Here is a 13,181-nt window from a genome sequence, read left to right as displayed (position 1 = left end):
CCGCGTCTACGACCTGACAGGTAATCGAACCGCCGTCGCGGACGCGGCAGGGTCCCCCCGAACTCCGGTGCGGCAGCCGCCACCGGGCATGAGAGGAGACCTGACGATGTCACCCAATCGCAACTCGCTCCGCGCGATCCTGCTGGTCGATGCGGGGACATGCGGCGTCATGGGGGCGTTCCTCCTGGCGGCGCGCCAGGCGGTCGCCGGGGCGACGGGGCTTCCGCCCGACCTCGTGGTCTACGCGGGGCTCGCGCTGCTGCCGACCGCCGCCGTCATGGCGCTCGTCGCGATGGAGACCCTGCCGCTGCGGACCGGAACCGGGCTGGTGGTGGCGGGCAACGTGCTCTGGATCGCCGGCAGCCTCGCCGTCGTCGCACTTCTTCCGTTGACGATCTTGGGAGTCGCCTTCGTCCTCGCCCAGTCCATGGCGGTCGCCGTCCTGATGGCGATGGAGGCGGCCCTTGCCATGCGCAGCGCGCCGCTCGGGGCACAGTCGTGAGCGGAGACGGATCGCCGTCCGGCAACCGCGTCGCGCCCCGGGGAGACCGGCCCGCCTACGCGGTGGGGTGGCTGCGGGACGTGCGGATGGGGCCGGATATCGCCGAGTACCTGCGGCGGATCGACGGGACGCTGGCGCCGTTCGGGGGGCGGTTCATCATCCACGGCGGACGGGCGGCGGTGCTGGAGGGGCGGTGGGATGCCGATCTCATCGTCATCGCCTTCCCCTCGGCGGAGGCCGCGCACGCGTGGTATGTGAGCGAAGACTACCGCGCGCTCATCCAGTTGCGTCTGCGCAACAGCCATGGCGCGGTTGCAATAATCGAAGGGACGGACCCGGATCACAAGGCGACGGACATCCTCCGAGACAATGGCTGACGGCTCCCGGCATGGTCGCCCGCCCCGGCGGTGGGTCCGGAATTGGACCCGGAGCCGCGCGTGATCGACTATGCTCCCGTGCTTGACGGCCTGATGGCGCGGGGAACTGCCGACGATGCGCGGATCGAGGGACGGACATTGCCGGACGTGCCGGAGCGGACCGTGTTCCGACCCGCCGGGACGGGCGGTCCGCGCGCGGCACAAGCCGCGGCCCGGCGGGGCCGGGGGTGGTGGGTGATGCTGCGCCTGCTGCGCGAGCCGCTGGTGCACTTCCTCGTCCTCGGCGCGGCGATCTTCCTGCTGTTCGGCGCGCTGGACGACACGCCGGCGCCCCCGCCGGTCGCCCGGCTGGAGGTGACGGCGAGCGACGCCGCCCGGCTCGTGAGCCAGTTCGAGGCGACGTGGCGCCGCCCGCCGACCCCGGACGAGCTCGAGGGGCTGATCGACCAGTATATCCGCGAGGAGGTGCTCGTGCGCGAGGCGCGCACGCTCGGCCTCGACCAGGGCGACGCGGTCATCCGCCAGCGCCTCGCGCAGAAGATGCTGTTCCTGACCGAGAGCGCCGCCGACGCGATCGACCCGAGCGAGATCGATCTGGCGGAGCACCTGGAGTCCCACCGGGAGCGGTTCGAGACACCGGCCCGCGTCGCGTTCGAACAGGTGCGGCTGCGCCCCGAAACTCCCGCCGACGTCGTGCTTGCCGCGGTCCGCGAGGGCACGGTGCCCGATGACCTGGTCGAGGGGTCGATGCTGCCGGAACAGGTACCGCCGAGCACCGAGGCCATGATCGACGGCACGTTCGGGCGGGGATTCTACGCGGAAATAAAGGGGTTCGAGCCGGGGGTGTGGGCGGGACCGGTCGACAGCGCCTTCGGCCGGCACCTCGTGCGCCTCGGAAGTGTGGTGCCGAAGCGCCTTCCGCCGCTGGAGGAGATCCGCGCGGCGCTGGAGGAGGACTGGCGCAAGGAGCTTGGCCGGCACCTCGCCGAGGAACGGCTGGCGGCGCTGACGGCGGGCTACGAGGTCGTGCGTCCGGCGCCGGAGGCGGTTTTGGCACGGTGACCCGCGCCGCCCAGGCCGGGCCCATGAAGGGAGAGGCCGGGCCTCCCGGTGGAGAAGGCCCGGCCCCGGATGCGGCTGCGGGCGGCTACAGGACGGCGGACGGGACGCCGTCGTCCTGCGCGGGCTTGGGGTCGCGGAAGGCGTTGATCAGGAACTGCAGCGCCAGCGTCGTGAAGCCGATCGGCAGCATGGCGTAGGGGATCCACGTCGGCGTGCCGAACGCGCTGGAGACGCGCTCGCCGTAGCGGAAGGCGTCATGGCTCATGAGGTAGCCGCGCCAGGCGAGGATCGAGCACAGGATGATCCCGACCACCGCGGTGATGACCCTGAGGACCCGGCGTGTCGCCGGGCCCGCACTCTCTGGCCACAGGGTGATGGCGATGTGCTCGCCCCGCCGGTGCACGTCCGCCGCCGTCATCACCGCGAGGTAGACGACCAGGTAGGAGTTCACCTCCAGCGACCAGGACGTGGGCGCGGCGAAGAGATAGCGCATCATGGCGTCGTAGCAGATGGTGAGCGCCATGAAGCCGACGGCGAAAAGGCCGATGGCTTGCAGCACCCACCCGACGCCCTCGACGATCTTGACCGGCAGGGCGAGCATCGATCAGCTCTCTTTGCCGAGCGCCAGGGCGATCGCGCGACGGCCGACCTCGTCGCCGACCTGACCGATCCACTCCTCGCGGACGTCCTCGGACACCTCGTCGAGCTTCTGCATCGCCGCCTCGTCGGCCTGGTACTCGGAGAGGCCGGCCTCCTTGAAGGCGGGCCAGTACTGCTTGGCGAAGTACTCCTCGTTGGCCGCCTTCACGCTCTCGGCGTCGAACCACTCGACGCCCGCGTCGAGCGCCGCCTTCTCCTCGTCGGAGAGCGCGTCGTAGCGGTCCTTGCGCATGAAGATGCCGATGGCGAAGGCCGTCAGCGGCAGGCGGTAGACGTTGGCGGTCTGCTCGTTGAGGTCGCGGCCGTTGATGGTCGAGATCGTCGCCACGGCGGCGTCGACGGTGCCGCGCTGCAGGGCGAGGTAGAGCTCGGAGGAGGGAACGCGCACGGCCGCGCCGCCGAAGTCCTCGATCACGTCGGTCGCCTCGTAGGAGACGACGCGCACCTTCTTGCCCTTGATGTCGTCGATCGACGTCACCGGGGCGTTGGCCGTCGACCAGATGTACTCGGGCTCGAAGATGCCGCCGCCGAGGGTCAGGAGCTTCAGGTCCTGCTTCTCGAGTTCACCGGCGATCAGCTCGAAGAGCGGCGAGCCGCGCTTCAGCCGGTCCGGGTTCTCGTAGAGGGCTTCCACGACGCCGGGCAGGCCGAGGATGCCGAGGATCGGCAGCGAGCGCGTCACGTAGCTCGTGGTGTGGAACATCAGGTCGATGTTGCCCGAGCGCAGGGCGGGGAGCTGCTCGTCCGCCTTCAGGAGGCGGCCGGAGTCGTAGAAGTCGAGCTGCAGGACGTCGGGGTCGGCCTTGTTCACCGCCTCGACGAAGCCCTGGTAGCCGTAGGCGAGGTCCTCGTAGGACGGCGGGATGTAGGTGACGCCGGTGAGCGTCTCCTGCGCCTGCGCGGCGGGGACGCCGGCGATGGTGGCGAGAATGGCGAGCGCGCTGGCGGCGCCCAGGAAATGACGGCGGATCATGTTTGCTTCCTCCATGTTGTTGATGACCGATCCCTCAACGCACGAGGTTCGGGAGCCACAGGCTGATCGACGGGAATAGGACGAAGACGACCAGCAATGCGAATTGCACGAAGACGAACGGGACGACGGAGCGGATGATCTCCTCCAGCCGCAACGTCGGAACGACCGCCTTCAGGGTGTAGAGATTGAGCCCGACCGGCGGGGTGATGACCGCGATCTCGAGGTTCATCACGAGGATGATGCCGAACCAGAGCGGATCGTAGCCGAGGGCGAGGATCAGCGGCAGCAGGATCGGCACCGAGACGACGATCAGCGACACCGCGTCGACCAGCATGCCGAGGCCGACGAGGACGAGCATCACGAGGATTAGCACGATCTCGGGCGGCAGGCCGGTGCCGATGAGGGCACTCGTGATCGCGTCCGGCACGCGGACGAGGTTGAGGTAGTCGCCGAAGATCCGCGCGCAGCCCATGATGAGCAGGATCGCGCCGGAGATGCGGGCGGTGGAGCCGAGCACCTTGACGATGCCCTTGAAGTCCAGCGCACGGAAGATGACGACGGCGATGACGAAGGCCCCGAACGCGCCGAACGCGGCCGCCTCGCTCGGCGTCGCGATGCCGGAGTAGATGGCGCCGAGCACGAAGACGATCAGGATGATCGCGTGCCAGATGCCGCCGAGCGCGCGCATCCGGTCGCCCCAGGTGAAGGCCTCGCCGTCGTACGCGGGCGCCTCCTCCGGGTAGATGCGCACGCGGATGTAGAGGTAGAGGGCGAGCGCCGTGGCGAGGGCGATGCCCGGCACGATACCGCCGATGAAGAGGTCGGCGACCGAGACCGACGACACCGCGCCGTAGATGATGAGCGGCACCGACGGCGGGATCAGCATCGCGAGCGCGCCCGACGAGACGACGCTGCCGGCGGCGATGGTGCGGCTGTAGCCGCGCTCCAGCATCTGCGGCACGGCGATGGACCCGACGGCGGCGACGCCGGCGATCGAGACGCCGCTCACCGCGCCGAACACGGCCGACGCGCCGACGGTCGAGATGGCGAGGCTCCCGCGCAGCCAGTGCAGCCATGCGACCGCGGCGTGGAAGAGGTTCTTGCCGACCGGCGTCGCGGCCAGGAAGTTGCCCATCAGGATGAACAGCGGCAGCGCCAGCAGCTCGAAGCTGTTGAGCTGGCCGAACAGCGACGTCGGCCCGAAGAAGAAGGCCATGGAGCCGCGTGCCATGTAGAGGCCGAGGAGGCCCGACGCGCCGAGCGCCAGGAAGATCGGCGCGCCGATTGCGATCAGTCCGAGCATGACCGCAACGACGATGATGGGCTCGATCACGCGGCCATCTCCACGCCGACGTCAGACTGCCTCATCGGTGTTCTCCCTTCGTTGCGCCCCGCGTCTGGTGCGAGGGGTCGCTTGACGTGTTTTGGACGGCGGTCGCGTGGACCGGAAGTCCGTCCGAGGACGGACGGCGCATGAGGATGGTGGTCATGAGCACGAAGGCAATGCCGGCGGCCACGACGAGGGCGATAAACGACTGCGAGAAGGAGCCGAGCACGGAGTGGATCGCCACGAAGATGTTCGGCCCGACGAGGACGCCGGCGAAGGTGAACACCATGGCGGCGCCGGTGATCGCGCCGACGTCCCCCATCGGGGCGTAGCGTGCCACCTCGGAGAGGTAGACGCCGTTCCAGCCGACGCCGGTGAAACCGAGGACGATGAGCGCGCCGATGACGACGGCGACCGGCCAGCCGAGGAACCCGGCGGCGACGATGACGCCGGCGGCGCAGGCCATCATGAGGGCGAGGCCCGCGAGGACCTGCGCGCCGGCGCCGGCCACGTCCGCGACGACGCCCCAGAAGAGGCGCCCCGCCATGCCCGTCCCCTGCACCGCGGCGAGCACGCCGCCGGCCCCGACGAGGGTGAAGCCGTACTCCTCCACCAGCATGACGACGAGGAAGGAGATCGTGCAGAGCTGGATGGCGGAGAAGCAGAAGGAGGCGAGCGCGATGCACGCGAGCGGGCCGTTGCGCAGGATCCCGGCGAGGCCGCGGATCGCCGCGCCGGCCGAGAGGGTGCTGCGCGGGGCGTTCGAATCGAGCGTCCTGCGTCCCAGTTCGAGCGCGATGGCAAGGCTCAGCGAGATCAGCGAGATGCCGACGAGGAGCGCGCTCCAGCCGACCGACAGCGCGAGCGGGGGACCGACGAGGCCGACCAGCGCGCCGCCGATCGGCACCCCGGTCTGCTTGATGGAGAAGACGATGTTGCGCCGGCGCGGCGGCGCATGTTGGGCGAGCAGCGTCGACGCGGACGGGTTGATCAGGCCGTAGGCGAGGCCGATCAGGAAGGTGCCGGCGATGATCGGGCCCACCGACGGCACGGCGCACAGGCCGGCGCCCGCCGCGTTGAGGACCATCGCGATCTGCGCCGTGCGGCACGGTCCGACACTTCCCACCAGCATTCCGGCAAAGACCGAGGAGGTCATGCCGCCGAGATAGGCGATCGCGATCTGGGTGCCGACGAGCGAGGCCGGAACGCCGATCGACACCGCGACGGCCGGCGCGACGGCCGCGATCGCCAGGACCGCGGCCGTGCCGACCGCCTGGACCGCGGTCGTCTCGGCTAGGAGGAGGGGGAGTTTAACCGTGGACGTCATCAACCTAACGCATAAGCCCTGGAAGCCAGAGCGCCAACTGCGGCACTGCGGCAACGAGCAGGATGACGACGAGAATCGCTCCGAGCCAGGGTAGAGACGCGAGTGCGACCTTTTCGTAGCTCGTGTCGGCGACCTTGGTCATCGCGAAGAGGACCATGCCGAACGGCGGCGTCGCCTCGCCGATCACGAGCAGCATGATCATCACGACGCCGAAGTGCACCGGGTCGAAGCCGAACGCGATGACGATGGGGACGAGGATCGGCGTCAGCACGTTGATCGCCACCGAGACCGCCATGAAGCAGCCGATGAAGAGCAGGAAGACGATCAGCAGCGCCATCAGGACGGCGGGCTGAGTCGTCAGCTCGGTGATCCAGTTCGCCATCGTGTCCGGCACGCGGGCGCGGGTCAGCACCCAGGCGAACAGCGACGACGCGGCCAGGATGAAGAAGATGACCGCCGTGTCGTAGGCGGTGCGCCGGAACACCTCGATGACGCCGCGCAGGCCGAGGTTGCGGTAGAAGACGGTCGCGACGATCAGCGCCCAGAGGCCGGCCACCGCGGCGGCTTCCGTGGCGGTGAAGACGCCGGCGAAGATGCCGGACAGGAGGATCACCGGCGTCATCAGGGGCGCGAAGGCGCGGGCGAAGGCGCCGGCGAGGGCCCGGCCGCCGGGGAAGGGGCTCGAGGGCAGGTTGCGCCACCGCGCCATCAGCGCCGCCAGCGCCATCAGCGCGCCGGCCATGAGGAGGCCGGGGATGAGGCCTGCGAGCAGCATGTCCGCCGCGCTCACGCCGGCCAGAACGGCATAGAGGATCGCCGGGATGCTGGGCGGGATGATCGGGCCGATCAGCGAGGAGCCGACCGTCACGCCGATGGTGGTCTTCTCGTCGTAGCCCGCCTCGCGCATGGCGCGGACTTCCATCGCGCCGAGGCCGGCGGCGTCCGCGACGCCCGAACCGGACATGCCGGCGAACAGCATGGAGGCGACGATGTTGACCTGGGCGAGGCCGCCGCGGACGTGGCCGACGAGGGCGTTGGCGAAGGCGAACAGGCGGCTCGTGGCGCCCGACCCGTTCATCATGTGCCCGACGAAGATGAACATCGGGATCGCCAGCAGCGTGAAGGAGTCGACGCCGGCGACGAGCCGCTGCGCGATGATGGTGTGGGGAATTTCCAGGATGCCGCGGGTGACCGCGAAATAGCCCATCGAGGCGAGGCCCAGCGCCACGGCGGCCGACACGCCGACGAGGAGCAGGACGATCAGGACGAGCATCGAGACGAGGCCGGATGCCATTATTCGGTCTCCTCGATGAGAGGCTCACCCAGCGGGGGGACGGGCTGCACGAGCCGAAGAAGCGAGACGACGGCGCCGAGCGCCGCACCGAGGAAGGGGGCCAGGTAGATGGTCCCCTTGGGCATGAAGTCGAGTGTCGCGAGCGGATAGGGCCAGTTCGCGTAGGTCAGCGACCACGAGCCCCAGGCGACCGAGGCCAGGAACACGAAGGTCAGCACGAGCTGGATCCGGTAGAGCGCCGACGTCACCGGGCCGGGGCCGAAGATCCGGTCGAGGAGGTCGATCCGGATGTGGCCGTGCCGCACCGTGACCACGACGAGGCCGATGAAGACCACGTAGAGGTTCAGAAGCCGGGCCACCTCCTCGGAGAAGACCAGGCTGATTCCGAGGTAGCGGTAGCCGATCTGCGCCAGGATGGCGGCGAAGAAGCCGATGAATGCGATCGTCGCCAAGGCCTCGGAGGCCTTGGCGAGCTGGTCCGTCACGCGGATCATTTTGCGGTGTCGTTGCTCGACTGCGCCTCGATCACCTCGACTGCCGCCTCATAGATGCCCTCGTCGAGGACGCCCTTGGCCGCCTTCTCGATGACCGGCATCGCCTTCTCGCGGAACTCCGGCGCGGGCTCGACGACCTCGACGCCGGCGTCCTTGATGAGGCCGATGATGCGCTCGTTCTCGGCCTCGGCGGCCTCCGTGGCGGCGGCGGTCGCTGCATCGACGGCGGCCTGCAGCGCCTCCTGCTCGTCGCCGGAGAGGCCGTTCCAGAAGTCGAGGTTGGCCATGACGGTCACGTAGCTCTGCTGGTGACGCGTGCCGACGAGGTACTTCTGCACCTCGTAGATCCGGCGGCCGTAGATATTGGAGATCATGTTCTCCTGGGCGTCGATGACGCCGGTCTGGAGCGCGGAGAAGACCTCGGGCGAGGGCATCGGCGTGGTGACGGCGCCGAGACCGGACCAGATCTCGATCCACAGCGGGATCTCCGGCATGCGGATCTTGAGGCCCTTAAGCTCGTCCAGCGTCGTGAACGGCTTGTTCGCCGTCGCCCAGCGGGCGCCCTGGTAGTAGGTGCCGAGGAACTTGGCGTTGCCCTTCTCCTCGAGCGCGGCCTTGATCTTGTCGCCGGTCTCGGAGGCGAGGAAGGCCTCGACGGTCTCGTAGTCCGGGAAGAGGTAGGGGACGAGCGTCGCGTCGAGGTTCGGGAAGTACTCCGACGCGTGGATGACGCCCATGTGGATCTGCGTCTCGCCGATCCGCACGAGGTCGATCAGTTCCCGCTCGCCGCCGAGCGTCCCGTCGAGGAAGACATCGAGGGACGCGTCCGGCAGGCGCTCGCCCAGCTCTTCGGTCAGCGTGTCGACCATCACCTTGTTGATGCCGTTGTTGGGCACCGTGGAGGCGAGGGTGATCATCTCCGCCTTGGCCGGAACGGTCAGGCACACGGCTGCCGCGAGGGCGAGAAGCGTATGTTTCATTGGGGTTTCCTCTTTATCGGTTTTGTTGGGGCCGGGCGGACGGGCCGCGCGCTAGTCGCGCGCGTGCTTGGCGTCGAAGTCCCAGACGCGCTGGAAGCCCATCAGCTTGGAGAAGTCGTTGAAGGGGTAGAGCTGCTGGGTCGGCACCGTCTGGCCGTCGTGGATCAGCCGGCGATAGGCGTCGTCGAGCGCCCGGCCGGCGGACAGGAAGCCGATCGCCGGGAAGAGGGCGATCGAGAAGCCGAGCTCGGTCAGCCGGTCGCGGGTGAGGACCGGCGTGCGGCCGCCCTCGACCATGTTGGCGAGCACCGGCTTCTTGAAGTGGCTGGCGACCCTGGCGAGTTCCTCCTCGCTCTCGGGCGATTCCAGGAACAGGATGTCGGCGCCGGCCTTGTCGAAGGCTTCCACGCGCTCGAGCGCCGCGTCGAAGCCGTGAACGGTGCGCGCGTCGGTGCGGGCGATGATGAGGAAGTCGTCGCTGCGGCGCGCTTCGGCCGCGACCTCGATCTTCTGCACCATGTCCTCGAGCGGGATCACCGCGCGGCCGGGCGTGTGGCCGCACTTCTTCGGGAACACCTGGTCCTCGAGCTGGATGGCCGACGCGCCGGCGCGCTCGTACTCCTTGACGGTGTAGTCGACGTTGAGCAGACCGCCGTAGCCGGTGTCACCGTCGGCGATAAGCGGGATCCCGTATTCCTCCGCGACGACGGCGAACGCGGCGACGCGGTTGACCATGTCCCGGAACGAGGCGAGGCCGGCGTCCGGCAGGCCGAGGTGGGAGGCGACGGTGCCGTATCCGGTCATGTAGAGGACCTCGGCCCCGGCGTCGGCGGCGACGCGGGCTGAGATGAGGTCATAGATGCCGGGAGCGACGAGGCATTCGGGGCGAGCGAGGAGTTCGCGCAGAGTGGGCATCTTCAAGTGCCTTCTTTGGATACAATTTGCTCCGTATAGGGCATGATGGCGCGGCAAATTGCAAGTCTTGTATACAGAAATGGGATATGACTTTGGCCAAGGATGAGAGCGCGGCGGCGCACGCCTACCGGTTGATCCGCGAGTGGATCACCAGCGGCCGCTACGAGGAGGGGGCGCGGCTGAGGGAGGAGGAGCTGGCCGGCGCGGCCGAGATCAGCCGCACCCCGGTGCGCGAGGCGCTGCGCAAGCTGGCCGCCGAGGGTTTCGTCGAGATGCAGCCGCGCTCCGGCGCGCTGGTGAAGGCCTGGAGCAGCGAGACGGTCCGCGACCTCTTCAACCTGCGCGCGCTGCTCGAGGGCTACGCGGCAGAGCTCGCCGCGACGCGGGTGACGGACGCTGATATCGACGCGCTCGAGGCGATGAACGCCGAGATGATCGCCCTCGCCGAGCGCGGCGAGGAAGGCTTCCTGAAGACCTTCTCGGAGACCAATACGGCCTTCCACTGCCGGATCCTGCATCTCTCCGGCAACGCCCAGCTGGAGGCGGTCGCGCTGCCGCTGATCGACCTCGCGCTGATCATGCGCACGTACCGCCGCTTCTCATCCGAGCGGCTCGACAAGAGCTGCGGCGACCACGTCAGCCTCCTCGCCGCCTTCCGGGCGCGCGACGCGGCGCTGGCGCAGGCCGTGATGCGCGCGCACATCCTCTCCGCCGGCGTCATCGCGGCGCGGACGGAAAACTAGGGTCCGGACCGGGGCGGCGATCCTGCCCGGACGGCAGCGGCCTCCGGCGGGCTCGGGACCCACCAGCGATCAGTCCCGCCTGATCGTCGAAGCCGCCATCGCGCTTTCCCCCTGGCAGCGTGCGGGATCCGGAGCAAGGGCAAGCGGCTCCGCCGGCCTCCGGCCCCTTGCACCGGATCCCGCACGCCGCCCTTCGGGGGGCGCGACGGCGGCTCCGACGATCAGGCTCCCGTCCGGGATTGCGTGAGCGCCGAAGGGAGACTCCGTCGTGTCCGGGATGAAATCCGCGTCCGACAGCGGGCGCCGGTCCGGCTCGCCAGAGCCGGGTGGGGTCGGTCGATGGCGGCGGGCCAGACCGGGGGAATGCGGGGCCGTCAGGCGGGGACCGGCGCCTGCTCGCGCAGCTGGCTCACGACCCTGGGCGCGAAGTCCGCGAGCGCCGGCCACATCATCGCGTAGTAGGCGTCGGGCGTGTGCGGGATCGCCCCGGTCGCGTCGCGCACCGGAACCGGGTCGGAGGTCGCGATCACCGGACCCGCGTCGATCGCCTCCGTCATCATGTGCGCCGACCAGATGGACGTGTCGATGTTGCGGGTGTGGGCGTCGACATGCGGCTCGTAGCCTGCGCCATGACCGGCGGAGAGGTCCGACGGGTGCAGGTTCACGGCGCCGAGCCGGGGCGTCCGCAGCAGCGGCTCGTCGAGCTTCTGGCCGAAGCAGCAGCACACGATCAGGTCCGGCTGCGCCTCCGCCAGAAGCGTCCGGAACGCCGCCGTCTTCACGTCGCCGGTCCACAGCCACGGCGCACAGGAGAGCGCCACGTCCGCGACGTCGGCCTGGAGCTCTTCGATGCGCGTGTCACTGAGGTGGCTCCAGATCCGCTTGCGCCGCCCGATGCGCGCGCCGGGGTCGAGTGCGTCGTCGGTGGCGACGCCGACCACGGCGAGCTCGGCCGGATTGGCGGCCGACAGGTCGGCGAGGGCCCGCAACGCCGCGAGACCCACGCCGTAGCTCGTCAGCGCACAGACCCTGAGCGCGCTGGCCTCGGGCTCCGCGCGCGGCGCAGCCGGCCGCGCCAGGATGCCCCAGCCCGCGGCGGAACACATGTGTGGCGCCGGCACCCGTTTTGAGAGCAAATTGCGATAAATAGTAGTCGTATCCTGCATCATCCCAGAACCCATCAAGGCCAAGCGCCTGGGAGGATTAGTTGGTTAATCTGAATTAATGCAACTTATAAGATATTATTAAGTTGTATTGGAGTTCCAAGGCGTGCGCCGCACAACCCGCTATCGAGGGTGGCGCCGGGCGTGTGACGGTCCTTGATGGGGTCTCTGCTTGACGACCACGCTGCCAGGTTCGCCGCGACGTGCGTGGGGCTGGCGCTATCGGCGCCTTGGAGGCGAAGCGCGCGGAGAAGACCGCCCGCGAACGGGGCGAGGGCGGTCCGGCGCCCGGCCGGCCGCTTCCGTCCGAGGGCGCGGTCCGCCCCGACGGTCCACCCCGGACAATGCGGGCGGACGGAGGGCGGCCTCCGTCCACCCGCGCGCCGGGGCCGCCAGGCGGTCGTGGCGTCTTCCGGATGCGTCTGCCGCTAGGGGCGGTCCTCGAGCACCAGCGCGGCGCCGCGCTCGGCGATCATCGCCGTCGGCGTGTTGGTGTTGCCCGAGGTGATCGTCGGCATGATCGAGGCGTCGATCACCCTGAGACCGCGTACGCCGCGGACCTTCAGCCGCGCGTCGAGGACGGCCATCTCGTCGTCGTCGTGACCCATCTTCGCCGTCCCGACGGGGTGGAAGATCGTCGTGCCGATGTCGCCGGCGGCCCTGGCGAGGGAGGCGTCGTCGTCACCCACCGATGGGCCGGGGAGGTACTCGGTCGGCCTCATGCCGGCGAGCGACGGCTGCGCCATCAGACGACGCGTGACGCGGATCGCGTCGGCGGCGACGCGCCGGTCGTCCTCGGTGGAGAGGTAGGCCGGGGCGATCAGCGGCGCGGCGGACGGATCGCCCGACGCGAGCCGGATCGTGCCGCGCGCGGTCGGGCGCAGGTTGCAGGCGGCGACGGTGACGGCGGGGAACCGGTGCAGCGGCTCGCCGAACTTGTCCAGCGACAGCGGCTGGATGTGGAACTGGATGTTCGGCCGGGCCTGCTGCGGGTCGGAGCGGGTGAAGATGCCGAGCTGGGACGGCGCCATCGTGAGCGGACCGCGCCTGCGCACCGCGTAGTCGAGGCCCATCAGCGCGCGGCCGACGAGCGAGTGGTAGGTCTCGTTCAGCGTCTTGATGCCGCTGACCTTGTAGATTGCGCGCTGCTGCAGGTGGTCCTGCAGGTTGCGCCCGACGCCGGGGCTGGCGTGGCTCACCTCGATCCCCGCCTCCGCGAGCCAGGCGGGATCGCCGATGCCGGAGAGCTGCAGGATCTTCGGCGAGCCGATGGCGCCGGCCGACAGGATGACCTCGCCTGCCGTGCGCACCGTGACGCGCTCGCCGTCGCGGCGGTAGACGACGCCGACCGCGCGCCCGTCCTC

General features: G+C 69.6%; 14 protein-coding genes. 4 read left to right on the top strand and 10 right to left on the bottom strand.

Annotation, left to right across the window (positions count from 1 at the left end):
- The first annotated feature begins 106 nt into the window (after positions 1-106).
- The 3 genes from DLJ53_RS36140 to DLJ53_RS21620 are packed head-to-tail and all read left to right on the top strand — an operon-like array spanning position 107 to position 1,941.
- Entirely contained in the window at positions 107-502 is a 396-nt protein-coding gene (locus tag DLJ53_RS36140; RefSeq protein WP_244935131.1) for a hypothetical protein, read from the top strand.
- Positions 499-879, top strand: a complete 381-nt coding sequence (locus DLJ53_RS36135) for a DUF1330 domain-containing protein (RefSeq protein WP_244935130.1) — start codon at positions 499-501, stop codon at positions 877-879. Before DLJ53_RS36140 ends, DLJ53_RS36135 begins: the two co-directional genes overlap by 4 nt.
- A 60-nt stretch (positions 880-939) precedes the next feature.
- Positions 940-1,941, top strand: a complete 1,002-nt coding sequence (locus DLJ53_RS21620; RefSeq protein ID WP_111349172.1) for a peptidyl-prolyl cis-trans isomerase — start codon at positions 940-942, stop codon at positions 1,939-1,941.
- Positions 1,942-2,026: 85 nt separating this feature from the next.
- On the opposite strand, the gene DLJ53_RS21615 is transcribed toward DLJ53_RS21620, so the two are convergent.
- From DLJ53_RS21615 to DLJ53_RS21580, 8 genes are read right to left on the bottom strand one after another with little or no spacing between them, the layout of a single operon-like run.
- The gene (locus DLJ53_RS21615; RefSeq protein WP_111349170.1) at positions 2,027-2,542 is read right to left on the bottom strand and encodes a TRAP transporter small permease; all 516 of its coding nucleotides are present in this window, start codon (positions 2,540-2,542) and stop codon (positions 2,027-2,029) included.
- Positions 2,543-2,545: 3 nt separating this feature from the next.
- Complete coding sequence (locus DLJ53_RS21610; protein ID WP_111349169.1) at positions 2,546-3,574, bottom strand: TRAP transporter substrate-binding protein; 1,029 nt, start codon at positions 3,572-3,574, stop codon at positions 2,546-2,548.
- A gap of 34 nt (positions 3,575-3,608) precedes the next feature.
- On the bottom strand, positions 3,609-4,907 hold the full coding sequence (locus DLJ53_RS21605) for a TRAP transporter large permease (protein WP_111349167.1): 1,299 nt from the start codon (positions 4,905-4,907) through the stop codon (positions 3,609-3,611).
- Between the two features lie 31 nt (positions 4,908-4,938).
- Positions 4,939-6,228 (bottom strand): MFS transporter, encoded by a 1,290-nt coding sequence (locus DLJ53_RS21600; RefSeq protein ID WP_146620054.1) that lies wholly within the window; start codon positions 6,226-6,228, stop codon positions 4,939-4,941.
- 4 nt (positions 6,229-6,232) lie between these two features.
- Positions 6,233-7,522, bottom strand: coding sequence for a TRAP transporter large permease (locus tag DLJ53_RS21595; RefSeq protein ID WP_111349164.1), 1,290 nt, complete (start codon positions 7,520-7,522; stop codon positions 6,233-6,235).
- A complete protein-coding gene (locus tag DLJ53_RS21590) occupies positions 7,522-8,016 on the bottom strand; it encodes a TRAP transporter small permease (protein ID WP_111349162.1) in 495 nt (164 codons plus the stop codon). Before DLJ53_RS21590 ends, DLJ53_RS21595 begins: the two co-directional genes overlap by 1 nt.
- Positions 8,013-8,996 (bottom strand): TRAP transporter substrate-binding protein, encoded by a 984-nt coding sequence (locus DLJ53_RS21585; protein WP_111349160.1) that lies wholly within the window; start codon positions 8,994-8,996, stop codon positions 8,013-8,015. The genes DLJ53_RS21590 and DLJ53_RS21585 overlap by 4 nt, the downstream gene beginning before the upstream one ends.
- A gap of 51 nt (positions 8,997-9,047) precedes the next feature.
- Positions 9,048-9,911, bottom strand: a complete 864-nt coding sequence (locus tag DLJ53_RS21580) for an isocitrate lyase/PEP mutase family protein (RefSeq protein WP_111349886.1) — start codon at positions 9,909-9,911, stop codon at positions 9,048-9,050.
- A 92-nt stretch (positions 9,912-10,003) separates the two neighbouring features.
- On the opposite strand from DLJ53_RS21580, the gene DLJ53_RS21575 reads away from it, so the two are divergent.
- Complete coding sequence (locus DLJ53_RS21575) at positions 10,004-10,654, top strand: GntR family transcriptional regulator (RefSeq protein WP_244935129.1); 651 nt, start codon at positions 10,004-10,006, stop codon at positions 10,652-10,654.
- 374 nt (positions 10,655-11,028) lie between these two features.
- On the opposite strand, the gene DLJ53_RS21570 is transcribed toward DLJ53_RS21575, so the two are convergent.
- The gene (locus DLJ53_RS21570; RefSeq protein WP_111349156.1) at positions 11,029-11,760 is read right to left on the bottom strand and encodes a formyltransferase family protein; all 732 of its coding nucleotides are present in this window, start codon (positions 11,758-11,760) and stop codon (positions 11,029-11,031) included.
- 485 nt (positions 11,761-12,245) lie between these two features.
- Positions 12,246-13,181, bottom strand: a 936-nt coding sequence (locus DLJ53_RS21565) for a GMC family oxidoreductase (RefSeq protein ID WP_202913282.1), incomplete at its 5' end; no start/stop codon positions are given.

Origin of the sequence: Acuticoccus sediminis (assembly GCF_003258595.1) — a bacterium.
Classification (GTDB): domain Bacteria; phylum Pseudomonadota; class Alphaproteobacteria; order Rhizobiales; family Amorphaceae; genus Acuticoccus; species Acuticoccus sediminis.
This window is presented reverse-complemented; position numbering and strand designations above follow the sequence as displayed.

Coding starts and splice junctions, on each gene's coding strand:
- DLJ53_RS36140 (WP_244935131.1), top strand. CDS start 107: ATGTCACCCAATCGCAACTCGCTCCGCGCGATCCTGCTGGTCGATGCG.
- DLJ53_RS21615 (WP_111349170.1), bottom strand. CDS start 2,542: ATGCTCGCCCTGCCGGTCAAGATCGTCGAGGGCGTCGGGTGGGTGCTG.
- DLJ53_RS21610 (WP_111349169.1), bottom strand. CDS start 3,574: ATGATCCGCCGTCATTTCCTGGGCGCCGCCAGCGCGCTCGCCATTCTC.
- DLJ53_RS21600 (WP_146620054.1), bottom strand. CDS start 6,228: ATGACGTCCACGGTTAAACTCCCCCTCCTCCTAGCCGAGACGACCGCG.
- DLJ53_RS21595 (WP_111349164.1), bottom strand. CDS start 7,522: ATGGCATCCGGCCTCGTCTCGATGCTCGTCCTGATCGTCCTGCTCCTC.
- DLJ53_RS21590 (WP_111349162.1), bottom strand. CDS start 8,016: ATGATCCGCGTGACGGACCAGCTCGCCAAGGCCTCCGAGGCCTTGGCG.
- DLJ53_RS21585 (WP_111349160.1), bottom strand. CDS start 8,996: ATGAAACATACGCTTCTCGCCCTCGCGGCAGCCGTGTGCCTGACCGTT.
- DLJ53_RS21580 (WP_111349886.1), bottom strand. CDS start 9,911: ATGCCCACTCTGCGCGAACTCCTCGCTCGCCCCGAATGCCTCGTCGCT.
- DLJ53_RS21570 (WP_111349156.1), bottom strand. CDS start 11,760: ATGTGTTCCGCCGCGGGCTGGGGCATCCTGGCGCGGCCGGCTGCGCCG.